Raw genomic sequence first — 23,150 nt, forward strand, 5'->3', positions numbered from 1 at the left:
GCGGTCCGTCAGGCCTCCGAGGTGCCGAAGCGGGCCGCTTGCTCCCCTGAGAGGGCTGCGTCGAGACGCGCGAGCATGTCGGCACCCATCGTGGGCAGGTCGTCCAGCCGGAACCATCGGGCCTCGGTGTTCTCGCCGTCCGCGGGGGAGGGCTCGCCCGAGACGTAGCGCATGACGAAGGTGTGGTCGAGGTACTGCGCGCGGTCACCGTTCGGGTAGACGACCTCGCCGGTCACCCCGATCGACGCCAGCCGCTCGGGGACGACGTGCAGGTCGGCTTCCTCGAGGGTCTCGCGGACGGCGGCGTCGGCAGGGTGCTCACCCGGGTCGACGATGCCCGTCACCGGCGTCCAGGCACCGGTGTCGGATCGGCGGACCAGCAGCGTCTCGTCGCCGCGGACGACCACCGCGGTCACTCCGGCCAGCCACAGCGGTGCCGTGCCGATCTTCTCGCGCAGGGACAGGACGAAGTCTGGGGTGGCCATGTCAGCACCCTACCGACGGCCCGCCGTAGGCTGACGACATGCGACTGCCCTGGACCCTTCACGGCTCGGACGTGCGGCGGATCTCCGACATGGCGGGCGAGTCGCTGCTGTTGGCGGGTGGGGGCAGGGCGATCCTGCTGCAACTGGCGAACCCCGGGGTGGGGCACGGTGTCGCCGAGCACAGCGACTTCGTCGAGCGTCCGTTGTCGCGGCTGCACGGCACCATGACGTATCTCTACGCCATCGTCTTCGGCACCCCGTCCGAGGTGGCCCACGTCCGCCGTGTCGTCGGGCGGGCGCACCGTCCGGTGCACGACGGAGGGTCGTCGTCGGTGCGGTACGACGCGTTCGACCCCGGGCTGCAGCTCTGGGTGGCGGCGACCCTCTACGACTCGGCCGTGCAGCTGTTCGAGCGGGTGCACGGGCCGATCGACCCGGCCCATGCCGAGACCGTCTACCAGGATTACGCCCTGGTGGGCACGTCGCTGCAGATGCCACGCGAGCTGTGGCCGGCCGACGTGGCATCGTTCCGGCGGTACTGGGACGACGCCGTCGATCATCTCGTCGTGGACGACGTCACGCGTCGGGTCGCGCACGAGCTGTTGCACCCGACGACGGGACCGTGGTGGCTGAGAGCGGTGATGCCGCTCGCCCGGCTCGTCACCGCGGGGTCGCTGCCGAGCAGCGTCCGCGACGACTTCGGGCTGCCGTGGTCGACCGGCGCCCAGCGTCGCTACGACCGGGTTATGCGCGTCACGGCTGCTGTCGTCCCGCATCTGCCCCCGCGCCTCCGGCACGTGCTCCGCGACGGGTACCTGCGGCGGCTGCGCTCGGCGATGGTGGCCGAGGCTCGGACGCGCACCCCCAGCTGACCCGACCCGTCGCCGGCGTCCGGGTCGGCACCGCCTGTCTCCCGTCCCGGGGCCACGTCCCTCGTCGGCAACTCCTGCTGCCTGCCGCACGACGGGCCCGGTCGGGCGGCGCAGACGGTCGCGCGGCGCAGCAGGCCGGAATTGCCGACGGTGGGCGGGATCAGCCACGGCGGGCGGGACCTGGCCGGCAGGCGAGACCCACTAGGCCCGCGCGGGCGGGGTGATGGCGGGCGGGCCCGCTCGGTCAGAGCGTGTCGATCGGCCCCGTCAGCGTCAGGTCGCGCGGCACGACGGGCACCGGGGCCGTGTCGGTCGCCCGGTGGCGGGGGGCTGCCGGGGCGATGCGCACGCCCGCGACGGCGAGCCGTTCGGCCACCACGTCGGCCGGGACGTACTCGCCGACGGTCTCGTAGGTGCCGATCGGCACGACCGAGTGCACGACCGTGCCCTCGTAGACGTGCACCAGGTTGAACGCCTGGGCACCGTCGCGGCCCCGGGTGCCGCCGCCGGCGACGTTGAGGTCTTGTGTGTAGCAAGTGGCCGACGCGACCGACACGGGCACGCCCGCGAAGGTGGCGTTGGTCGAGTAGTGCAGGTGTCCGGCGATGATGGACCGGACGTCGCTGCCCTCGATCACCTCGGCCAGGGCCGCCTGGTCGCGAAGCTCGACGAGCGCCGTGAGGTCTTGCACGCTCGGGACCGGCGGGTGGTGCATGGCGATGATCGTGCCGTCGGGGGCGTCGGTCGAGAGCTCTTCGGCCAGCCAGTCGAGCTGGTCACCGGACAGTCGGCCGAAGTGGTGGCCCGGCACGGTCGTGTCGAGGGTGATGACGCGCAGGCCGTTGACGTCGTACACGAGGTCCACGGGTCGCTGCGAGGGCAGCTGCCCGAAGAGCTCGGACCGGAACGCGCTGCGGTCGTCGTGGTTGCCCATGGCCCAGATGACCTGGGCGCCGAGCCGCTCGGCGACGGGCTCGATCAGGGCGCGGAGCTTGCGGTAGGCGTCGGGCTCGCCCTTGTCGGCGAGGTCGCCCGTGAAGACGATGGCCTCGGGCCGCCCGTCGGACGCCTCGATCTCGTCCATGATCTGACGGAGCCGGGCCTCGCTGTCGACTGCGCCGTAGAGGTCGCGGTCACCGCCGACGAGGTGCGTGTCGCTGAGGTGCAGGATGAAGTGGTTCGGCCTGGGGTGTTCGGCCGTCCGGAGATCCATGGTTCTCTCAATCGATGTCGCCGACGCGGGCTCGGGACGAGACCCTCGTTGTTGATTCGTCACCAGTCCATCACCCGTTTGCCATGAGTGGGGTGAACGTGCGCGCGCGTTTCGGTGAACGGTCGTCGAACAGGCCGCATTCCCGAGCGACGACGCTAGCCCGGCACACGGGACGACGCGACCCCCAGGAGGCGGGGGTCGCGTCGTCGGCGCAGCGAACGGTCCGAGGCGTCAGGGCTTGAGGACGACCTTGATGCAGCCGTCCTCCTTGTTCTTGAAGACGTCGTACATGGCCGCGGCCTCGGAGAGCGGCACCGGGTGGGTGACGAGGTCCTCGGTGCCGAGCGGGTCGGTGGGGTCCTCGACGAGCGGCATCAGCGTGTCCATCCACTTCTGGACGTTGCACTGGCCCATCTTGATGGTGATCTGCTTGTCGAACAGCGTGAGGAAGGGCGTGGGGTCGGCGGTGCCGCCGTAGACCCCGCTGAGCGAGACGGTGCCGCCGCGGCGGACGATCTCGAAGGCGAGGTGCATGGCGCCGAGGCTGTCGATGCCGGCCTTCTGCATGACGGCCTGGCCGATCGTGTCGGGCAGGGCGGCCGCGAACTTCTGCACGAGGCCGATGCCGGCGTGCTCGTGGGCCTCCATGCCGACCGCGTCGACCACGGAGTCGGGGCCTCGGTCGTCGGTCATGCGCTTGACGACGTCGGCGACGTCCTTCGTCAGGTCGAGGACCTCGACGCCGTGGCGCTCGGCCATGGCACGACGCTCGGGCACCGGGTCGATGCCGATGACGCGGTAGCCGCGGTACTTGCCGATGCGCGACGCGAACTGGCCGACCGGGCCGAGGCCCAGCACGACCAGGGTGCCACCCTCGGGAACCTGGGCGTACTCGACGCCCTGCCACGCGGTCGGAAGGATGTCGCTGAGGAAGAGGTAGCGCTCGTCGGGCAGGTCGGCGCCGACCGTGACGAGGTTGGCGTCGGCACGGGCGATGCGCAGCTGCTCGGCCTGGCCACCGGGGACCTGGCCGTAGAGCTTGCTGAAACCGTAGAGCGTGGCGCCCGAGTCGTACTCGGTGACCTGCGTGGTCTCGCACTGCGAGAAGAGTCCGCGGTCGCACATGAAGCAGTGGCCGCAGGCGATGACGAAGGGGACGACGACGCGGTCGCCGACCTTGATGCGGCTGACCTCGGAACCGACCTGGGTGACGACGCCCATGGTCTCGTGGCCGAGCACGTCGCCCTTGTCCAGGAACGCGCCGAGTGCGTCGTAGAGGTGCAGATCGCTTCCGCAGATCGCGGCCGACGTGACCCTGATGACCGCGTCGCTCGGCTCGATGATCGTGGGATCGGGGACGTCCTCGACGGAGACGTTGGTGACGGACTGGTACGTGAGTGCCTTCATCGTTCCCGTCTACGCGCCCTCGCCCGGTGCCTCCTGGACGAGGGGTACAGCGGGTACCGAAAAGCCTCGGGGCGGCCGGGCCTGGGCCCGACCGCCCCGAGGCGGATGACGCGTGTGGTGTCGCCTAGGCGACGGCCGTCGCGGAGGCGACGATGTTGACGACCTTGCGGCCGCCCTTGTTGCCGAACTCGACCGAGCCGGGGGCGAGGGCGAAGAGGGTGTCGTCGCCGCCGCGGCCGACGTTGACGCCGGGGTGGAAGTGGGTGCCGCGCTGGCGGACGATGATCTCGCCGGCGAGGACGACCTGGCCGCCGAAGCGCTTCACGCCGAGGCGCTGTGCGTTCGAGTCACGACCGTTGCGGGTGGACGATGCGCCCTTTTTGTGTGCCATGTGGTGTCAGCCCCTTAGTTGGTGGTGATCGAGGTGATCTTGACGCGGGTCAGGTCGGCACGGAAGCCCATGCGACGCTTGTAACCGGTCTTGTTCTTGTAGTTCTGGATGACGATCTTCGGGCCGCGCAGGTCGTTCAGGACCTCGCCCTCGACCGTGACCTTGGCCAGGTCGTCGCCCGACAGGATGGTGTCGCCGTCGACGTGCAAGACGGGGACGAACGAGACGGTGTCGGCGGTCGCGGCCTTGAGGCGGTCGACGGTCAGGATCGTGCCGACCTCGACCTTCTCCTGACGGCCACCGGCGCGCACGATTGCGAAAGCCATGGGAACTCCAAAAAAGTGGGGGATGTGACGCCCGGACTGCCGGACGACGTCGTGGTGCCACGAAGGCAACTTGGATAGTCTTTCACAAATGTCACGACCGATCAAACTTCGCCGCCCGCCGCAGTTCACGGCCGAGATCGTCGACGACGCCCGCGAACGCCTGCTCGACCTGCTCGACGATCTGAAGACGCTCACCACCGACCACGCCGACGACATCGAGGTCTGGGGCTCGGCCGTCACGGCCGCCGGCTGGGAGATCGCGAGCCTCGGCCAGTGGCTCGGCTTCGAGGGCGAGGCGGTGTTGCTGCTGGGTGGCGCGTCGTACCCCGAGATCGCCGAGCACCAGGGCACGAGCGCGTCGGCCGTGTACGCCCGCGTCGGCCGGTCGCTCACCCTCGCGCCCTACGCGCACGCCTCCGGCGCCGACGGGGCGACCACCCGCGTCTCGGCCGAGGGCCTCGACCAGGCCCGGGCCGAGTACGACCAGGAGGCGCGGGCCGGCGACCCGACGGACGTCGCCCCGGCGGCCGCGCCCGTCGGCGACTCCCTGGCCGACCGCGTGCCCGAGGTGCTGCGGAACGGGGCCCGGCGCACCACCGAGATCGTCGCCGCCCTGCCCGACTACCGGCGCAGCAGCGTGCTGTCCACTCTGAGCGTCCTGGCTCGACAGGGAGTGGTCGAACGGGTGGGGCACGGCGTCTACGCCCTACCCCACCCGCCGTCCGACTGACCCCGCGGGTGGTCGCCCGATCAAGCCGGTGCGACGGCCCCGGCCCCGGCCCCGGCCCCGGCCTCGTCGAGTCCGAACGCCCGCAGCTCGTCGTCGGTGAGCATCCGCGACCGGATCAGGAAGCGCTTCCCTTCGGGGCTCTCGACCGAGAACCCGGCCCCGCGACCCGGCACGACGTCGATCGTGAGGTGCGTGTACTTCCAGTACTCGACCCCAGCGGTTGGGGGTCGTGGTGGGGGAGTGCTTGGCCCGCAAGTACGGGGCTGAGGCGTCACGAGGGGTTGGGCGTCATGGCCCTCCGCCGGGGCTCCAGCGGACTAGCTTCGGACTGTGCAACGAGTTCGACAGCCTGAACAGCGCTGTCGCTTGGACGCTTCAGCGCAAACCCGAGATTCGTGACCTCATCAGCGGGTCCGCCCTCGAGCAGGGGGAGGGTTCCCCCTCGTAGGCCTGCTCAGCCCCTCGGGGTCAGGCGGTGTCTATTGTGGACACTTTTTTCGCAGGGCGACATGCGAGATGGCCCCCCTGCCAAGCAGCATGAGGGGCCATCGCCTCAACAAAGTCGATGAGGAATGCTGATTGCGTGCGTGTTCAGGCGACGCTTCCGGTCGTCGCGATCGAGCGCCACACGTCGAACTGACGATCGTTGCCACCGATGGGGTAGCCCCACGCTGCCACGGCGCAGTCCAGCTCTTCGCCGGCCCTGAGGCTGCGGTAGTAGTTCGGACCAACGACTGCGATGCCCCGGTTGGGTGCCTGGATGAGGATCATGTCTGAGTCTTTCCGTTTGGTGTCTGCAGGAGGAGTGGTTGGAACGTAGGCGCGAACAAAGTCGAAGTGCCAGGCTTCTCGTGGGCTGAAGGAGTCTCCGGTGGGTTCCCACCCATATGCCGGGGCGTTGGAGTTCATCCAGTTCTTTTGCGCCGTGCCATATGACGCGACCCCAGCGCCGAAGTCTGCGGCGACACCCCAACCGTGATTCGAAGTACCGGGCACCGCCGCTGGGCTCTGCCCTTGGCGAAGCGCCCAGTACGATCCCTCGAATGAGATGTTGGTGGCGTAGCTGACGCGCGTATACCGGGATGTGAAGTATGTGTACTGAAGGTCGTAGGTTCTGTACGCCTCGGTGATCGGGAGCGCCCTTCCGAAGGCGCTGTTGAAGGCTGCATTGAGCTGGCCGTATGACTGTGCGGCGTCTGGGCGTAGGTAAGGACTTCCGGTGCCGACGCTTACTTGCGTCATGGCTGAGGTCGGAACGCGTCCGTTTGCGTGGCCTCCCCACTCGCGATTGATAGCGACACGGGCAGCGTTTTGCTCAGCCAGGGCGAAGGTCTTCATGCCGGCCGCTTCGGCTTGACCACCGCGCAATGAGGGCGTCAGAACTGCTGCGGCCACGCCTGTTGCTGCAGCAAAGCCGAGAATCTGCCGTCGACTCACCCCGCCCAGGGGAATGTCATCCGGCCGGATGTTTCGAGGTTTGTTCACGTCTCGACCATGGCAGACGCCTGGATCGTGCCAACAGTCCGAATTTATACCGACAAGTTTGTACCCTTTGCCCGCTTCAGGGCCTCAACGACTCTGGATGCCTACGTCCCCTCCTGCCTCAGGCTGAGGATCGGACACGGTAAGCGGCAGCAGCCGCGATGGCTGCTGCCGCTCCCGCGGACCATTTGCGGACTGCTCAGTCTTTGAAGTAGTCCAATTCGGCCTCGGTGAGCATCCGCGACCGGATCAGGAAGCGCTTCCCTTCGGGGCTCTCGACCGAGAACCCGGCCCCGCGACCCGGCACGACGTCGATCGTGAGGTGCGTGTACTTCCAGTACTCGAACTGGCTGCGCGACATGTAGACCTCGATCGGGTCGATCCCGTCGACGTGCAGGTCGCCGAGGTGGACGTCGACGGCCCCCACCCGGAAGAACCCGACGGGGTAGCACATGGGCGACGAGCCGTCGCAGCAACCACCCGACTGGTGGAACATCAGCGGGCCGTGCTGCGCCGTCAGGGACACGAGGAAGGTCGCTGCCTCGGGTGAGACGTCGACCCGGGAGGGGGTGGCGGCGACCGCCCCGGAGGCGGGGGCTGGCGTGACCACGCCGACCCGCGCCTCCTCGGCTGACGCTGCTGACGCTGCGGGCGCCGCAGCGGCCGTCTGCTCGGGCGTCATCAGAAGAAGCCCATCGGACCGTCCGCGTAGCTGACCAGCAGGTTCTTGGTCTGCTGGTAGTGGTCGAGCATCATCTTGTGGTTCTCGCGACCGATGCCGGACTGCTTGTAACCGCCGAACGCGGCCCCGGCCGGGTACTGGTGGTACGTGTTCGACCAGACGCGACCGGCCTGGATGTCGCGGCCGGCCCGGTACAGCTGGGCGCCGTTGCGGCTCCAGACTCCGGCGCCGAGGCCGTAGAGGGTGTCGTTGGCGATCTTGATGGCGTCGTCGTAGTCGCTGAAGCTCGTCAGAGACAGGACGGGGCCGAAGATCTCCTCCTGGAAGATCCGCATCGAGTTGCGGCCCTCGAAGATCGTCGGGTTGACGTAGTAGCCCTCGGTCAGGTCGCCGCCCAGGTCGGCACGGTCGCCGCCGAGCAGCAGCGTCGCGCCTTCCTGCTTGCCGATGTCCATGTAGCTCAGGATCTTCTCGAGCTGGTCGTTCGACGCCTGGGCGCCGATCATCGTGTCCATCGAGAGTGGGTTGCCCTGCTTCACCTTCTTCACCCGCTCGACGCCGTCGGCGGTGAACTGGTCGTAGATCGACTGCTGCACGAGCGCCCGGCTCGGGCAGGTGCACACCTCGCCCGAGTTGAGGTTGAAGAACGAGAAGCCCTCGAGCGCCTTGTCGTAGAAGTCGTCGCGTTCGTCGGCGACGTCGGCGAAGAAGACGTTCGGGCTCTTGCCGCCGAGCTCGAGCGTGACCGGGATGAGGTTCTCGCTCGCCATCTGCATGATGAGGCGCCCGGTGGTGGTCTCGCCCGTGAACGCGATCTTGCGGATGTTCGGGTGGCTCGCCAGGGGAGCGCCGGCCTCGACGCCGAAGCCGTTGACGATGTTGAGGACGCCGGCGGGCAGGAGGTCCTTGATCAGGTCCATGAAGACGTGGATCGACGCGGGCGTCTGTTCGGCCGGCTTGAGGACGACGCAGTTGCCGGCCGCGAGGGCGGGAGCGAGCTTCCACACGGCCATCAGCAGCGGGAAGTTCCACGGGATGATCTGCCCGACCACGCCGAGCGGCTCGTGGAAGTGGTAGGCGACGGTGTCGGCGTCGATCTCGCCGGTGGAACCCTCTTGTGCCCGGATGGCTCCGGCGAAGTAGCGGAAGTGGTCGATCGCGAGCGGAACGTCGGCGGCGAGGGCCTCCCGGATGGGCTTGCCGTTGTCCCAGGTCTCGGCGACGGCGAGCATCTCGAGGTTCGCCTCCATGACGTCGGCGATCCTGTTGAGGATCAGCGCGCGCTGGGCGATCGTCGTCTTCTTCCACGAGTCGAACGCGCGCCAGGCGGCCTCGACCGCCTTGTCGACGTCGGCGGCGTTGCCCCGGGCGACCTCGGTGAAGACCTTGCCGTTCACCGGGCTCGGGTTCTCGAAGTACTGCCCGCTCGCCGGGGCGACGTACTCGCCGCCGATGAAGTGGTCGTAGCGGGGCTTGAAGGCCACCTTCGCGTCGGGCCGTCCCGGCGCGGCGTAGGTGTTCGGGGGAGTGGTGACGGTCATGACGGTCCCTTTCGACGACGGTGTCGGGTCGGCGGCGGGGGTCGCCCGCCGGTGGCGGCAGGCTACGTCGGGGGAGGTTGCATCGGGTTGCGCGTCACGGCCCGCAAGCGGGCGGGCGCGGTCGCCGGGTTCCGGGGTCGCGGGGCTCCGGAGGCGCGGGGTCGCGTGGTCCCGGAGGCGCGGGGCGCGAGGGCGCGTCAGTCCCCGTTCTCGAGCGCCTCGAGGTGCGCGACGAGGTGCGTCCGTCGGGGCGATCCGGGGGGCAATCGACGCAGCAGCTCGAGCAGGACGCGGACGTCGTCGCGACCCGCGGTCGACTCGGAGTACGACAGCAGGGTGTCGATCGAGCCCCCCGTGAGGAGCGCGTCCCGGACGGTCGCGGCGACCTCGGCCCGCAGCGCGACGATGCCGGGTGCCGTGGACGAGGGAAGGGCCGGGCCGGTGTCGGCCCGCACGGCCGCGCGGTGGGCCCCACGATCGACGAGACCGACGAGCGTGTCGAGGTCGAGCGTCACCGGGCGGGGCAACCGGTACGGGCGCGACAGCGGGACCAACGTCGGGTCGAGGGCCTCGACGACGTGGCGGAGGCGGACCATCTCGGGCCGGAGGGTGGAGACCGCGTCGACGTCGCCGTAGACCGCGTCGGCCAACTCGTGGGCCGTGTAGCCGGCAGGACGGTGGGCGAGCAGGGCCATGATCTCGGAGTGCCGGGCACCCAGCGCGATCCGGCCCTCCCCGACCGTGAGCACCGCCTCGTCCCGACCGAGGGTCGTCAGGCCTGCGGGGGCGTCGGGCCCCGGGTGGACCGGGTGGACCGGGTGCCGCGGGGTGCGGGTCGGGGCGCGACCGGCCGCGGCGAACCCCAGGAGCGCGAGATGCGCCTCCACGGCCGCGACCGTCGCCGTGACCAGGGGCAGCGTCAGCGAGCCGGCCGCCCGCTCGTCGCCCGTGATGTCGACGACGCCGATCAGGTGCCCGTCGACGGGGTCGTGGACCGGCACGGCCGTGCAGCTCCAGGCCCGCACGCGGTGGTTCCAGTGTTCGTCGCCGCGGATCTGCACGCCCCGGTCGAGCACGAGGGCCGTGCCCGGGGCCGAGGTGCCGACCCGCGCCTCCGACCATCCGGCGCCGGCGACGAACAGCATGTCCTCGGCCCGGCGGCGGGCCGCGGGGTCGCCCTCGACCCAGAGCAGGCGGCCGTGCTCGTCGCCGACGGCCACGAGCAGGCCCGAGCCCGCGACGTCGTCGACCAGGAGGCGGCGGACGACGGGGAGCGCGAGTGCGAGCGGGTGGTCGCGGCGCCAGTCGTCGAGGTCGTCCTCGGGCAGCTCGAGCCGGGGCAGGCCGTCGGGATCGAGCCGGTGCCGTGAGGCGCGGTCCCACGAGTCGCGCACCACCCGGCGCTGCGGCCCGACGTCGCGGGGCGGACGGCTCGCGGTCAGCGTCATGGAGCACCAATCGTCGTCGATCGGGGCGAGTCGGCCGTCGTGCGGCGTCGTCGCCGGGGTGTTGTCAGCGTACGGCGGCGTGCGGCCGCGGGGAAGGTCGCCGCGTGGGGGTCTGCTGTGACCTCAGGGTCGACGCACCGCGTCGCGGGTGGCCGTGATCGTCGCGTCCAACGCCTCGGGCCACGGGGTCGGTCCGATGCCGAGCAGGCGTTCGCTCTCGGACGAGTCGACGACGAAGGGCGAATCGAACTGGTACTGCATCGCCCGCACCTCGCGGAGGAACGGCACCGTGCGGGTCAGGCCGGCCCACAGCAGCTGATTCCACGGTCGGACGCGACCGGTCAGGCCGTACCGGCGCCGCGCCTCCTCGGCGATCTCGACCCGGGAGGCGTGGGTGGCGTGCGGTGTGAGCCAGGCCCGACCCCACTCGTCGCGATCGATCGCCGCCACGAGGGTCGAGACGACGTCGGGCAGGTACGCCCAGGCGTGCGGCTGGGTCACGTCGCCGACCGCGTGGGCGGTGCGGCCCGCGACGAGCGGCCCGAAGAAGTCGCTGCCGAGGTGGGCGTTCCGCCCGGCGCCCGGCCCGAAGTAGTCGCTCGCGCGCACCTCGACGGCCCGGACGCCCCGGTCGGCCGCGGCGAGGAGGCGCGTCCAGCTGTCGGCGCGCACCCTGCCCTTCCCCTCGGCGGAGGCGAGGGGCGTGTGCTCGGTCATCGGCTCGGTCACCGGCCCGTGGCCGTAGAGGTTGCCCATCAGCACGATGCCCGCCCCTGTGGTGGCGGCCGTCTCGATCAGGGCCGTGGTGATGGCCGGCCACTCGACGCCCCAGGCGGGGTAGGGCGGGTTCGAGCAGACGACGATCGTGTCGGCACCGTGGGCCGCGCGCGTCAGGGCGGCGGCGTCCTTGGCGTCGAGCGTGAACGGGGCGGCCCCGGAGATCACCGTGCCGCGGCGGGTGGCGACGCGTACGGTGTCGCCCCGCTCGGCGAGGCGGCGGACGAGGGGGGTGCCGATGGCTCCGGCTCCGACGACGAGATGGGTGGGCATGGGGTCCTCCTGGGGTGATGAGCGAGAGCGGTGCTCTCGGATCTGACCCTAGGGTCGGGCAGCTCGACATGCAAGAGCGGTGCTCTCGTTTGTGTCCCGTGCTCTCGGAGGACAGGATCGGGGCATGACCACGAACGCAGGGGACGACGACGGCGCCCGGACCGCCGGAGGCGTCCGCGAGCGGGCACGGATCGAGATCGTCGAACGCGCCCTCGCCTCCGCCCACCGGCAGCTGGCCGAGGTGGGCGCGGCCGCCCTCTCGGTGCGAGCCGTGGCCCGCGACCTGGGCATGGCCTCGTCGGCGATCTACCGGTACTTCCCGAGCCGCGACGCCCTGCTGACCCGCCTCATCACCGACGCCTACGTCGACCTCGCCGACGTCGCCCGGAAGGCCGAACAGGCGGTCGACCGCGCCGACCACCAGGAGCGGTTCCGTGCCACGGCCCGCGCGACCCGCCGCTGGGCGATCGCCGACCCGCACCGCTACGCCCTGCTCTACGGGTCGCCCGTCCCCGGGTACGCGGCCCCGGTCGACACCGTGGAACCGGCGATCGCGGTGGGTCTGCTGTTGCTCGGGGCGGTCGACGACGCGGCGGCGAGCGGAGCCTCGCTGCGGGCGATGCCCGTGCGGGCCGGCCTGTCCGACGAGTTCGCGCAGCTCGCCCAGGGCCTGGGAGCATCGGTCGCCCCCGGCGTGCTGGCCTCGGGCATCACTGCCTGGACCTCCCTCTACGGTCACCTCGGCTTCGAGCTCTTCGGTCACCTCACCGACGTCGTCGTCGATCGCGACGCCTGGTTCGAGACCTTCCTCGACGAGCAGATCGCGCGGATCTGGGGCTGACGTGCCGCGCGCGGCAGGACGCGCCCCGACGTCAGGAGGCGCGGGTCCCGGCAGGAGGCGCCGGTCCCGGCAGGAGGCGCGGGTCAGCTCGCGCAGTCGATGCAGAGCCGAGCGGTGGGTCGCGCCTCGAGCCGGGCCTCGCCGATCCGGGCCGAGCAGCGCTCGCAGCGGCCGAAGGTGCCGTCGGCGAGCCGGGCCAGGGCGGCCTCGGCGTCGCCGGCACGGTCGAGGGCCGAGCGTCGGACGGCGTCGAGCTGTGACCGCTCGTAGGCGATAGTGGACCCCTCGGGGTCGTGCTCGTCGTCGACGTTGGCTCCCTCGCGGGCCGCGGCCACCGCCTCCATGTCCCCGAGCAGTCGCGCGGCCAGCGCCTGCGCCTCGTCGCGCGTGACGCGCAACCGGTCGGAGGGGTCGATCACGAGGCGGCGCCTCAGGCCCCGACGAGCGACGGCACCTCTTCGCCCGGGCGAGGCGGTGCCGGGGGAGTCCCGTCGCCGAACGGACGGCCGCCGAGCTGCTCGCGACCGTGCTCGGTGAGCCACCCCGAGGCGTCCGGCCCGACCGGGACGATGCCCGTCGGATTGATGTCGGAGTGCACGACGTAGTAGTGCGCCTTGATCTGGTCGAAGTCGATCGTGTCGCCGAACCCGGGGGTCTGGAACAGGTCGCGGGCGTAGGCCCAGAGCACCGGCATCTCGGTCAGCTTGTTCCGGTTGCACTTGAAGTGGCCGTGGTAGACCGCGTCGAACCGGGCGAGCGTCGTGAACAGCCGGATGTCGGCCTCGGTGATGGTGTCACCGACCAGGTACCGCTGCCCGGCGAGCCGCTCGGACAACCAGTCGAGGCGCTCGAAGAGGGTGCGGTAGGCCCGCTCGTAGCTCTTCTGCGATCCGGCGAAACCGGCGCGGTAGACGCCGTTGTTGACGTCGCGGAAGACCACGGCGTTCACCTCGTCGATCTCGCCGCGCAGGGCCTCGGGGTAGAGGTCGGGGGCGCCCTCGCGGTGGTGGGCGGCCCACTCGGTCGCGAAGTCGAGCGTGATCTGCGGGAAGTCGTTCGTGACGACCTTGCCGCTCGGCACGTCGACGATCGCCGGCACGGTGATGCCGCGCGGGTAGTCGGGAGTGCGGGCGAAGAACGCCTCCTGCAGGCGCTCGATGCCCAGCACGGGGTCGCGACCGTCGGGGTCGAGGTCGAAGGTCCAGCTGCGGGCGTCGTGCGTGGGGCCGGGCAGACCGAGCGAGATCGCGTCCTCGAGCCCGAGCAGGCGTCGCGAGATGACGCTGCGGTTCGCCCACGGGCACGCCCGGGCGGCCACGAGGCGGTAGCGGCCGGCCTCGACCGGCCAGCCGTCGACTGCGTCGCGCGTGATGCGGTCCTCGATGTAGTTGGTGTCGCGGGTGTACTCCTGGCCCGGCTCGACGTAGCTTCCCTTGGCCTGCTGATCGCTCATGGCGCCACCCTACGCACGGGGCGTCGGCAATTCCTGGCCGCTGCGACGCGCGCGGACGAGCGGCGGCCCCGGCGGGCGGGGTGGCGACAGGGGTCAGGAATTGCCGACGGCCAGGGACGAGGAGGCGCGGGTCGCGTTCCAGTCCCGCCACATCGCCTTGAGGTCCCACGCGTTCTCGGCCTCGAGCGAGATGCCGCGCTCGCCGGTGCGACGCGTGCGCCCCTGGATCACCATCAGCTGCGTGCCGAACAGCAGGGAGCCGGCGCGGGCCTGCGCCTCTTCGAAGAAGGTGGAGTCGGAGCAGCCGCTCCCGTCGTCGAGGCTGATGAAGACCACGCGCTTGCCGCTGCGCATCGGCGGGGTCTGGGTCGCGATGCGGATGCCCGCCACGAGCACGGTCGTGCCGTTCCAGTGGTCGCGCAGGTCGGCGGCGCGCACCACGCCCAGGTCGTCGAGCATGGGCCGGTAGCTCTCGATCACGTGTTCGCTGACCTCCATCGACAGGATGTCGAGCTCGTCGGCGACCCGCTGCCGGGCGTCGACGTCGGGCGTGCCGGTCGGCACCGTGTCGGAGTCGTCGATCGAGAAGTCGAGCTGGTTCTCGACGTCGGTCGCCTTGGGGCGCGACGACCGGCCGGTGAGCGCCCGCACCCGGGCCAGGACGTCGCCGCGGGTGCGGCCGGGACCGGCGACCGAGTCGAGTGCACCGACCTGCGCCAGGCGCTCGAACAGCGACCGGGACGGCGTCGCCCGTTGCCAGAAGTCGGTGATCGAGTCGTAGGGGCGGTTCACGACCACCCGGGCCAGCTCGGCGTCGCTGATGCCGTGCACGTCGGCCAGCGACAGCCGCAGCCCGAGGTCGCCCACCCGGGTCGGCGCGATCGGGGTCGCCGGCGGTCGGAGGCGCTCGACCCGGTAGACGTCGGTCGAGGCGTTGACGTCGAGCGGCAGCACGGGGACGCCCATGCGTCGCGCCTCGGTCAGCAGCAGCCGTTTCGGGTACATGCCGGGGTCGTGGGTGAGGACGCCGGCCAGGAACTCGGCCGGGTAGTGGGTCTTCAGCCAGGCGCTCTGGTAGGTCGGCAGGGCGAACGCGGCCCCGTGCGCCTTGCAGAAGCCGAACGACCCGAAGCCCTTGAGTGCGGCCCAGATCCGGTCGACCGCGGCGTCGTCGAAGCGTCGTCGCCCGGTCGCGGGGTCGAGGTTGCCCCGGGTGCGCTCGCGGAAGGTGGCCTCGAGCGCGTCGTCGTCGCCCTTGCCCATGTGCCGCCGGATCTCGTCGGCCTCGGCGAGCGACACCTGCATCGTCGCCTCGAGGATGCGCAGCACGTGCTCGTGGTAGATGACCACCCCGTAGCTGTCGTCGAGGAACGACGCGAAGCTCGGGTGCAGGTAGTCGGGCTGTTGGAACCCGTGCTTGGTGTCGAGGAACGGCGCGATCATGTTGCCCTTCATCGGGCCGGGACGGAACAGCGAGATGTCGGCGATCAGGTCTTCGTAGCGGTCGGGCTGCATCTTGCCGATCAGCTCGCGCTGCCCTGGGCTCTCGATCTGGAACATGCCGAGGGTGTGCGTGGTGCGGATCGCCTCGAAGGTGGGTTCGTCGTCGTGGGGGATCTCGTCGAGCTCGATGCGGCCCTGACGGTTCACGTAGGGCACGTCGACCGGCAGGGCGCCGGCTAGGGCGGCACGCGGGCCGTTGACGCGCTCGATCTCGTCGAGGGCGTAGGCGAGCGAGCTCTGCATGCGGACGCCGAGGACGTCGAGCTTGAGCAGGCCGGCGTCGTTCATGTCGTACTTGTCGAACTGGCTCATCGGCAGGCCGATGCCGCTCGGCTGGACGGGGGTCGTGCTGAGCAGGTCGGAGTCGCCGAGGATCACCCCGCACGGGTGCATCGAGATGTGCCGGGGCAGACGGTCGAGCCGTTCGCTGAGGTCGACCAGCAGGTCGATCTGGTCGTTGCTGCGGGCCAGTTCGGCGATCTCGCGCAGTTCGGGTTTCTCGGCCATCGCGGTGCGCAGGTCGCGGGCGTTCGACCGCCAGACGTTCTTGGCCACGAGGTCGATCTGCTCGTCGTCGAGCCCCAGTGCGAGACCGGCGTCGCGCACCGCACCGCGCCCTCGGTAGGTGGACTGCATCGACATGAGCGTGACCCGGTTGCTGCCGTACCGGTCGAAGATCGCCCGGTAGACCTCGTGCCGCCGGGCCGCTTCGACGTCGATGTCGATGTCGGGCAGGGTCTCGCGCTTGTTGCCGAGGAACCGTTCGAACAGCAGGTCGTGCTCGATCGGGTCGACGTTCGAGATGCGCAGCAGGTAGGTGACGAGGCTGCCGGCACCGGAGCCCCGCGCCGCGTTGCGCACCCGCAGGTCGCGCATCAGCGCCGAGACGTCGGCCACGGTGAGGAAGTACCCGGCGAAGCCGAACCCGGTGATGATGCCGAGTTCGTAGCGCATGCGGTCCTCGACCTTGTCGCGCAGGGCCCGGTCGGCGTCGCCGAAGCGTTCGGTGACACCGGCCTGGGCCTGCCGGAACAGCGCCTGGTCGGGGTCGCCGTCGACGCCGATCGCGCTGAGCTCGGGCACCTTCGGGCGGCCCCAGCCGAGGTCGGCGACGGGGTCGAGCCGGCACCGGTCGGCCAGGCGCTCGGTCGCGGCGAGCATCTCGTCGCCGGCGCTGCGGGGCAACGACGAGGCGTCGCTCACCAGACGGGCCAGCCGGCGCATGTCGGCCGGGTCCTTGAGGTACGCCTGGGCGTTCGGCTGCGGCCGGAACGAGCCGAGCGCGGCCAGGTGGCCGGCCGAGTCGAGCACGTCGGCCGTGACGGCCTCGTCGGGATCGAGGTACCGCACGGCGTTGGTGAGCACGGCCGGCACCCCGACGTGGTCCGCGAGCTCGAGCATGCGTGCCGCGTGCCGGATGCTGCGGCTCTCGCCCGGCTCGGTCAGATGGCAGACCACCTCGACCACCACGCCGCCCGGCAGCGTCGCCGCCCAGTCGGCGAGTGACGCAGCGGCCTCGCCGTGTCGCCCCGCCTGGACCAGCCGACCCACGTCGGAGTCGGGCCCCAGCAGCACGGTCGCCGCCGGCTCGGTCTCGCCCTGGACGAAGCCCCGCACCCGGGACCGGGCGATGGTCGCCACGCTGTTGGCGCTGCCGCTGGCGCGCCGGGTGGCTCGACCGTGCGACGCGCTGATCAGCCGGCACAGCGCCGCCCACCCCGCCTTCGCCGGCCCGCCGCCCCGCGCCCCGTGCGCCAGCACCACGATGCGGTCCACCCCGCCGGCCCCGCCACCGCCTCCGTCGAGATCCACGCCGCCCACGAACCCCTCACGGTCGTCCCGGCAGCCCAGCTCGACCCCGACGATCGGGTCGACGCCCGCCGTCCGGCAGGCCCCGACGTGACGGATCGCCCCGTACAGCCCGTCCCGGTCGGTGATCGCCGCCGCGTCGGCACCCGCCGCGACGGCGGCGTCGACGAGCGCCTTCGGGTGCGCCGTGCCGTGGTGGGCACTGAACGCCGACGCGACGCGCAGGTGGGTGAAGCTCATGGTCGGTACCTCGGGCTGCAGAACCCCCGGCCGGGTCGTTCGAACAGGTGTTCGACCAGTGTACGTCGCTCCGATCGAGCGTCGCACCCCCCCTGGTCCGTCCCTCCTGCGGCCTGTCATCATCGGGGCATGCCCGATCGACGCCCCACCCCGACCGATCGACGGGCCACCCCGACCGATCGACGGGCCGCCCTGCGTCGCGACGCCCACACCGCGACCCACTGGACCCGCGTCCTGCTGGCCCAACCGCGCCTCCTCCTCGCCGTGAAGACCGCGCTCGCCGCGGCCCTCGCCTACTGGATCGCGCCGCAGGTGCCCGGCGTCGCGGCCGACTACCCGTACTACGCGCCGCTCGGGGCCGTGATCGCGATGTACCCGACCATCAAGAGCTCGCTGCGTCAGGGGTTCCAGGTGCTGGTCGGCGTGATCGTGGGTATCGCCCTCGCCACGGCGGTCTTCTCGCTGCAGGACGGTCAGCCCGGCGTGTTGGCGGTGGCGCTCGTCGTCGGGGTCGGCGTGCTCGTGGCGGGCATCCGCTGGCTCGGCGCGGGTCGCGACTGGGTGCTCACGGCCGGGCTCTTCGTCCTGCTGCTCGGCGGCGCGAACGCCGAGGCCTACTCGCTCGGCTACATCGTGCAGATCGGGGTCGGCGTCGTCGTCGGCGTCGTGGTCAACCTGGTGCTCGTGCCGCCGCTCTACGCCTCGCGCGCCGAGGAGCGCCTCCTCCGGGTGAAGGACTCGCTCGCCGACCGGGCCGACGAGGTGGCCGGCGTGTTCGAGACCCCTTGGCCCCTCGAGGACGACGAATGGGAGCGTCGCGTGGGCGTCCTGCCGAGCACCCTCCGCCGCGTCCGGGACACCGTCGCGTACGCGGACGAGTCCCGTCGCATGAACCCGCGGTGGTTGCTCCGCCGCCGTGACCTCGGCCAGGAGTACGCGGATCTCGCCACGTACGAGCGCGTCTCGTTCCACCTCCAGGACGTCGCCGAGGTCTCGGGCATCCTCGGTCGCCGGATCGGCCGCCAGATCGGCATGCCCGACGACCTCGCGCCCGACGTCGCCCACGCCGTGCACGGCGTCGCCACCGTCATCCGGCGCCACGGGGCCGAGGACGTCGACGCGTTCACCGACGCCCGGCGACGCGTCGCCGACCTCTGGGACGCCGTCGACCGCCACCGCGACCGCCCGACCACGGACACGAGCGGCGGCGTCTCGATCGCCGTCTCGCTCGGGCGCATCATCGCCGCGCTCGACCCCGACGACACCACCGCGCCCCGCCCCGAGGACGACGCCGCCGAGGAGGCGCGCACGGCCGACGACGACGGCACCGGCGGCCAGGTGGGCGGCACCGACAGCACGGGGCCGGTCGACGACGACAGCGCGCCCCGCGACACCGCCCCGCACGACACCGTCCAGGACGGCGACGCCGACCCTGCCCGCTGACCCCGATACGGCGCTCACCCCCGGGGAGCAGTACGGTTGACCGGGCACCGGCGCCGAGACGCGACCCGTGCCCTCCGCGGCCGGGGCGGTCGACGGGAATGCCCGTCCCCCCTGTGCGTTGACACCCGTGGCCCCGAGAACCCCCGCCGCCTGATCGACCAGCGACGACACGATCGTCGCCCTCCCATGAAAGCTGCACTGTGACAGACACCACCACCCTCATCATCCTCGGAGCCAGCGGAGACCTCACCGAGCGTCTGCTGCTCCCCGGCCTCGCGAGCCTGCTCAAGAGCGACCGCGGCGTCGACGTCCAGCTCATCGGCACCGGCCGCAGCGAGCGCAGCCCCGAAGAATGGGACGACGTCGTCAAGACCGCCTTCAACGGCGACGCCGGCAGCGACCTCGCCAAGAAGACGCTGGCGTCCAGCCGCTACATCCAGGGCGACCCGACCACGGTCGAGCACCTGAAGGCCCTGTTCGAGGCCAGCGAGGGCACCCCGGTGATGTACTTCGCCCTGCCGCCCGCCATCAGCACCAAGGTGATCCAGGCGCTCGCCGAGATCGACCTGCCCGACGGCCTGCGCCTCGCCCTCGAGAAGCCGTTCGGCTCCGACGAAGAGAGCGCTCGCGAGCTCAACGCCGAGTTGCTCAAGATCGTCCCCGAAGAGCGCATCCACCGCACCGACCACTTCCTCGGTCGCGCGACGGTCCTCAACATGATCGGCCTGCGCTTCGCCAACCGCCTCTTCGAGCCGGTCTGGAACAGCGAGAACATCGAGAAGGTCGAGATCTTCTACGACGAGGTCCTCGGCCTCGAGGGTCGCGCCCAGTACTACGACAAGGCCGGCGCGCTGATCGACATGATCCAGAGCCACCTGCTGCAGGTGCTCGCCGTCATCGCGATGGACGCTCCGTCGAGCATCGACTCGGTCGAGCTGCGCAGCGAGATCGCCCGCGTCCTGCGCGCGACCTGGGTCAAGGACGCCGACCCGGTCGCCTCGAGCCGTCGCGCCCAGTACGCGGCCGGCACGATCGACGGCAAGGACGTCCCCGCCTACGCCGACGAGGACGGCGTCGACGACGAGCGCCAGACCGAGACCCTCGCCGAGGTCGAGTTCGAGGTCAAGACCCGTCGCTGGGCCGGCGTCCCGTTCATCCTGCGTTCGGGCAAGGGCATGACGAAGATCCGCAAAGAGGTGCTCATCACCTTCAAGCCGGTCCCCGCGCTGCCGGAGGGTCTCAACGGCTCCTCGACGCCCGACACGCTGCGCATCGAGATCAGCCCCGAGACGATGGAGCTCGGCGTCACCACCAACGGCTCGGGCAACCCCTTCGACCTCGAGAAGTCGACGATGTCGGTCACCCTGGGCAAGCCCGAGCTCACGCCCTACGGCGAGGTGCTCAGCGGCATCTTCCACGACGACCCGACCCTGTCGATCCGTGGCGACGTGGCCGAGCGCTGCTGGGCGATCGTCGCCCCCGTGATCGAGGCCTGGAAGGCCGACCAGGTGCCGCTCGACACCTACGCCGCCGGGTCGACCGGCCCGTCGGACTGGCCCGCCTGATCCTGGTCGCCCACTCCTGACCGGCAGACCTCGACGGCCGCCCCGCTCTCGCGAGCAGGGCGGCCGTCGTCGCGTCCGGCAGCCGAGGAGGCGCGGGTCGGGTCACCCGCGGTCGTGCGCCTTCCCGATCGCGTCCGCCGCGCGCACCAGCGCCAGGTGCGACAGCGCCTGCGGGGTGTTGCCGACGTGGCGTCCCGTCGCGACCTCGATCTCCTCGGAGAGCATCCCGACGTCGTTGCAGTAGCCGACCAGCCGGTCCATCAGGGTGACGGCGTCGTCGACGCGCCCCGAGGCGGCGTACTGCTCGGCCAGCCAGAACGAACAGGTCAAGAACGGGTTCTCCGCCCCGTCCAGGCCGTCGATGCCGCTCTCGGTGCGGTAACGCCTGAGCAGACCGTCCTGCAGCAGGTCGTGCTCGATGGCGGCGACGGTGCCGAGCATCCGGGGGTCGTCGGCGGCGACGAAGCCGACCTGCGGCAGCTGCAGCAGGGACGCGTCGACCTCGGTCGTGCCGTAGTGCTGGGTGAAGGAGGCGCGGTCGGCGTTCCAGCCTCGTGTCTCGATCTCGGTGCGCACCTCGTCACGCAGTCGGCGCCACCGGTCCACGGGGCCGTCGAGGCCGAACTGCTCGATGCCCTTGATGGCCCGGTCGAGAGCGGCCCAGATCATCACCCTCGAGTGGGTGAAGTGCTGCAACTCGCCGCGGATCTCCCAGATGCCGTTGTCGGGCCGGGCCCAGTTGTCCTCGACGTACTGCATGAGGGCACGCTGCAGGGGCCACGAGTACTCGCTCTCCTCGACGCCGAGCAGGCGGGCTTCGTGCAGGGCCACCATCACCTCGCCGAAGATGTCGCCCTGGTACTGCTGGTACGCGGCGTTCCCGATGCGCACCGGTGAGGCCCCGTCGTAACCGGGCAGATGCCCGAGCTCGCTCTCGTGCAGGTACCGCTCGCCGGCCAGGCCGTACATGATCTGCACGTCGGCGGGGTCGCCGGCGATGGCACGCAGCAGCCAGCCGCGCCAACGGTCGGCCTCCTCGGCGTAGCCGTGCAGGATGAGTGCCTGCAGCGTCATCGACGCGTCACGCAGCCACACGTAGCGGTAGTCCCAGTTGCGCGAGCCGCCGAACTGTTCGGGCAGGCTCGTGGTCGCCGCGGCGACGATGCCGCCGGTGTCCTCGTTGGTGAGGGCTCGGAGGATCAGGAGCGACCGGTGCACCTCGGGGCCGTAGGCCTCGGGGGCCGAGCAGCGTGAGGCCCACTCCTGCCACCAGGCGACGGTCTCGTCGATGCCGGCCGGCACGTCGAGGGGCGCCGGCGGTTCGCGATGGGACGGGTACCAGGTGAGGCTGAGGTCGACCGTCTCGCCGGGGGATACGTCGAACGTCGCCTCGTGCGTGTGGTCGGTGGCCGTCAGTCGGGGGCCGCGGACCACGACGGCGTCGGGCCCGGCCGTGGCGACGAGTGCCGTCTCGTCGCCCTCGGGGATCTGACGGACCCAGGGGAGGGCCGTCCCGTAGCCGAACCGAATCGCGAGGTCGACGTGCATCGAGACGGTGCCCGAGACCCCGGTCACCCGGCGGGCGACGTCGGCCCGCCGATCGCCGTAGGGCATGAGGTCGATGACCTCGACCACGCCGGTGGGCGTCGTCCAGCGGGTGACGAGCACGAAGGTGTCGTCGACGTATCGCCGGGTCGAGGTGGCGGCGGCGTCGGAGGGGGCCACGAGCCACCGTCCGGCGTCGTGGTCGCCGAGCAGGGCACCGAAGGTCGACGCGGAGTCGAAGCGGGGGAGGCAGAGCCAGTCGATGCTGCCGTCGGAGCCGACGAGGCCTCCGGTGTGCAGGTCGCCGATCAGCGCGTAGTTCTCGATGGGCAGGGGCATGCGCTCATCAAACCAGTGCGGCCTCGGTCGGGGTCGGCGTTGCCGGCGTCAGCGTTGCAGCGTCGGATCGGGCCAGAGCGTCTCGACCTTGGGCTTCTGTCGCCGGGTGCGAGCCCAGACGACGAACCCCGCGAGGGTGAACGCGCCGTAGAAGACGTACATGAACGCCGAGGCGTAGTAGCCGGCGCTGAACAGCAGGGGAGTGCCGACGAGGTCGACCGCGACCCAGATCAGCCAGAACTCGACCCAGCCCTTGGCCATGCCGTAGGTGGCGAGGAGCGACCCGGTGAAGATCCAGGCGTCGGCCCAGACGGGTTCGTACGACCCCAGCAGGCGGAAGACGGGAGTCAGCACGGCGGTGCCGCCGACCAGGCCGACGACGATCAGCACCCGGTTCTTCCACCCCGCCCAGCGGGGCTCGACGGCCACTCCGCCGGTGTCGCCGGCGTGCTTCCAGCGGTACCAGCCGTAGATCGACACGACGATGAACATCACCTGGCGTGCGGCCTGCCCGAGCAGGTTCACCGGGTTCGGGGTGTCGAACACCGCGCCGAGGAAGACGGTGAACAGCAGCGCGTTGCCCACGATGCCGATCGGCCAGGCCCAGACCTTGCGTCGCATGCCGCCGAGGGCGCTGAGCAGACCGAAGACGTTGCCCACCACCTCGCGCCAGAGGATCGTCTGGTCGCCGATGTGCAACTGGGCGTCGAACAACCACAGCAACGGATTCATCGAGAGGCTCTCTTCGGTCGGGGAGGCGGGTGGTGCGGGACCACGGCGTCCCC

Annotated in this window: 19 protein-coding genes and 2 pseudogenes; 5 read left to right on the top strand and 16 right to left on the bottom strand. The window is 71.0% G+C overall.

What is annotated here, in order from left to right; genetic code table 11:
• Window positions 1-8 precede the first annotated feature (8 nt).
• Window positions 9-485, bottom strand: a complete 477-nt coding sequence (locus IFT88_RS08595) for an NUDIX hydrolase (RefSeq protein ID WP_192119995.1) — start codon at window positions 483-485, stop codon at window positions 9-11.
• Between the two features lie 38 nt (window positions 486-523).
• Here IFT88_RS08595 and IFT88_RS08600 point away from each other — a divergent pair, with 38 nt between their 5' ends.
• On the top strand, window positions 524-1,357 hold the full coding sequence (locus IFT88_RS08600; RefSeq protein WP_192119997.1) for an oxygenase MpaB family protein: 834 nt from the start codon (window positions 524-526) through the stop codon (window positions 1,355-1,357).
• Between the two features lie 244 nt (window positions 1,358-1,601).
• Here the strand turns inward: IFT88_RS08600 and IFT88_RS08605 are convergent, their stop codons facing one another.
• From IFT88_RS08605 to rplU, 4 genes are all read right to left on the bottom strand, one after another.
• Window positions 1,602-2,570, bottom strand: coding sequence for a phosphodiesterase (locus IFT88_RS08605; protein ID WP_043596140.1), 969 nt, complete (start codon window positions 2,568-2,570; stop codon window positions 1,602-1,604).
• A 231-nt stretch (window positions 2,571-2,801) separates the two neighbouring features.
• On the bottom strand, window positions 2,802-3,977 hold the full coding sequence (locus tag IFT88_RS08610) for an alcohol dehydrogenase catalytic domain-containing protein (RefSeq protein WP_192119999.1): 1,176 nt from the start codon (window positions 3,975-3,977) through the stop codon (window positions 2,802-2,804).
• A gap of 124 nt (window positions 3,978-4,101) precedes the next feature.
• A complete protein-coding gene (gene rpmA / locus IFT88_RS08615; RefSeq protein ID WP_043596143.1) occupies window positions 4,102-4,368 on the bottom strand; it encodes a 50S ribosomal protein L27 in 267 nt (88 codons plus the stop codon).
• A gap of 14 nt (window positions 4,369-4,382) precedes the next feature.
• The gene (rplU, locus tag IFT88_RS08620; RefSeq protein ID WP_054144935.1) at window positions 4,383-4,694 is read right to left on the bottom strand and encodes a 50S ribosomal protein L21; all 312 of its coding nucleotides are present in this window, start codon (window positions 4,692-4,694) and stop codon (window positions 4,383-4,385) included.
• Window positions 4,695-4,782: 88 nt separating this feature from the next.
• Here rplU and IFT88_RS08625 point away from each other — a divergent pair, with 88 nt between their 5' ends.
• Window positions 4,783-5,424 (top strand): hypothetical protein, encoded by a 642-nt coding sequence (locus tag IFT88_RS08625; RefSeq protein WP_192120001.1) that lies wholly within the window; start codon window positions 4,783-4,785, stop codon window positions 5,422-5,424.
• Window positions 5,425-5,444: 20 nt separating this feature from the next.
• Here the strand turns inward: IFT88_RS08625 and IFT88_RS08630 are convergent.
• The 6 genes and pseudogenes from IFT88_RS08630 to IFT88_RS08655 form a co-directional block, all read right to left on the bottom strand.
• Window positions 5,445-5,633: pseudogene (locus tag IFT88_RS08630) on the bottom strand (DUF779 domain-containing protein); the annotation flags it as partial.
• A gap of 382 nt (window positions 5,634-6,015) precedes the next feature.
• Window positions 6,016-6,909 carry a D-alanyl-D-alanine carboxypeptidase family protein gene (locus tag IFT88_RS08635; RefSeq protein WP_192120003.1) on the bottom strand — a complete coding sequence of 298 codons (894 nt, stop codon included), beginning with the start codon at window positions 6,907-6,909 and terminating at the stop codon, window positions 6,016-6,018.
• A gap of 196 nt (window positions 6,910-7,105) precedes the next feature.
• The gene (locus IFT88_RS08640; protein ID WP_192120005.1) at window positions 7,106-7,588 is read right to left on the bottom strand and encodes a DUF779 domain-containing protein; all 483 of its coding nucleotides are present in this window, start codon (window positions 7,586-7,588) and stop codon (window positions 7,106-7,108) included.
• Window positions 7,588-9,129 (bottom strand): acetaldehyde dehydrogenase ExaC, encoded by a 1,542-nt coding sequence (exaC, locus tag IFT88_RS08645; protein ID WP_192120007.1) that lies wholly within the window; start codon window positions 9,127-9,129, stop codon window positions 7,588-7,590. Before exaC ends, IFT88_RS08640 begins: the two co-directional genes overlap by 1 nt.
• A 197-nt stretch (window positions 9,130-9,326) precedes the next feature.
• Window positions 9,327-10,577 carry a GAF domain-containing protein gene (locus IFT88_RS08650; protein WP_192120009.1) on the bottom strand — a complete coding sequence of 417 codons (1,251 nt, stop codon included), beginning with the start codon at window positions 10,575-10,577 and terminating at the stop codon, window positions 9,327-9,329.
• Window positions 10,578-10,700: 123 nt separating this feature from the next.
• A complete protein-coding gene (locus IFT88_RS08655; RefSeq protein WP_192120011.1) occupies window positions 10,701-11,627 on the bottom strand; it encodes an NAD-dependent epimerase/dehydratase family protein in 927 nt (308 codons plus the stop codon).
• 124 nt (window positions 11,628-11,751) lie between these two features.
• On the opposite strand from IFT88_RS08655, the gene IFT88_RS08660 reads away from it, so the two are divergent.
• The gene (locus tag IFT88_RS08660; RefSeq protein WP_192120012.1) at window positions 11,752-12,468 is read left to right on the top strand and encodes a TetR/AcrR family transcriptional regulator; all 717 of its coding nucleotides are present in this window, start codon (window positions 11,752-11,754) and stop codon (window positions 12,466-12,468) included.
• 83 nt (window positions 12,469-12,551) lie between these two features.
• On the opposite strand, the gene IFT88_RS08665 is transcribed toward IFT88_RS08660, so the two are convergent.
• The 3 genes from IFT88_RS08665 to IFT88_RS08675 all read right to left on the bottom strand — a co-directional run bounded on the left by IFT88_RS08665 (window position 12,552) and on the right by IFT88_RS08675 (window position 17,473).
• Window positions 12,552-12,887: a TraR/DksA family transcriptional regulator gene (locus tag IFT88_RS08665; RefSeq protein WP_052505360.1), complete on the bottom strand. Its 336-nt coding sequence runs from the start codon at window positions 12,885-12,887 to the stop codon at window positions 12,552-12,554.
• Between the two features lie 11 nt (window positions 12,888-12,898).
• Entirely contained in the window at window positions 12,899-13,921 is a 1,023-nt protein-coding gene (locus tag IFT88_RS08670; protein WP_192120013.1) for a glutathione S-transferase family protein, read from the bottom strand.
• Between the two features lie 93 nt (window positions 13,922-14,014).
• On the bottom strand, window positions 14,015-17,473 hold the full coding sequence (locus IFT88_RS08675; RefSeq protein WP_192120014.1) for a DNA polymerase III subunit alpha: 3,459 nt from the start codon (window positions 17,471-17,473) through the stop codon (window positions 14,015-14,017).
• 129 nt (window positions 17,474-17,602) lie between these two features.
• Here IFT88_RS08675 and IFT88_RS08680 point away from each other — a divergent pair, with 129 nt between their 5' ends.
• Both IFT88_RS08680 and IFT88_RS08685 read left to right on the top strand, forming a co-directional pair.
• Entirely contained in the window at window positions 17,603-18,916 is a 1,314-nt protein-coding gene (locus tag IFT88_RS08680) for an FUSC family protein (RefSeq protein WP_192120015.1), read from the top strand.
• Window positions 18,917-19,116: 200 nt separating this feature from the next.
• Window positions 19,117-20,481, top strand: coding sequence for a glucose-6-phosphate dehydrogenase (locus IFT88_RS08685; protein ID WP_043596156.1), 1,365 nt, complete (start codon window positions 19,117-19,119; stop codon window positions 20,479-20,481).
• 102 nt (window positions 20,482-20,583) lie between these two features.
• Here the strand turns inward: IFT88_RS08685 and IFT88_RS08690 are convergent.
• Window positions 20,584-22,377: pseudogene (locus IFT88_RS08690) on the bottom strand (glycoside hydrolase family 15 protein); the annotation flags it as partial.
• Between the two features lie 36 nt (window positions 22,378-22,413).
• Complete coding sequence (gene pnuC / locus IFT88_RS08695; RefSeq protein WP_192120019.1) at window positions 22,414-23,097, bottom strand: nicotinamide riboside transporter PnuC; 684 nt, start codon at window positions 23,095-23,097, stop codon at window positions 22,414-22,416.
• Between the last annotated feature and the right edge of the window lie 53 nt (window positions 23,098-23,150).

It is taken from the genome of Frigoribacterium sp. CFBP 8751 (assembly GCF_014841545.1).
Lineage (GTDB): Bacteria > Actinomycetota > Actinomycetes > Actinomycetales > Microbacteriaceae > Frigoribacterium.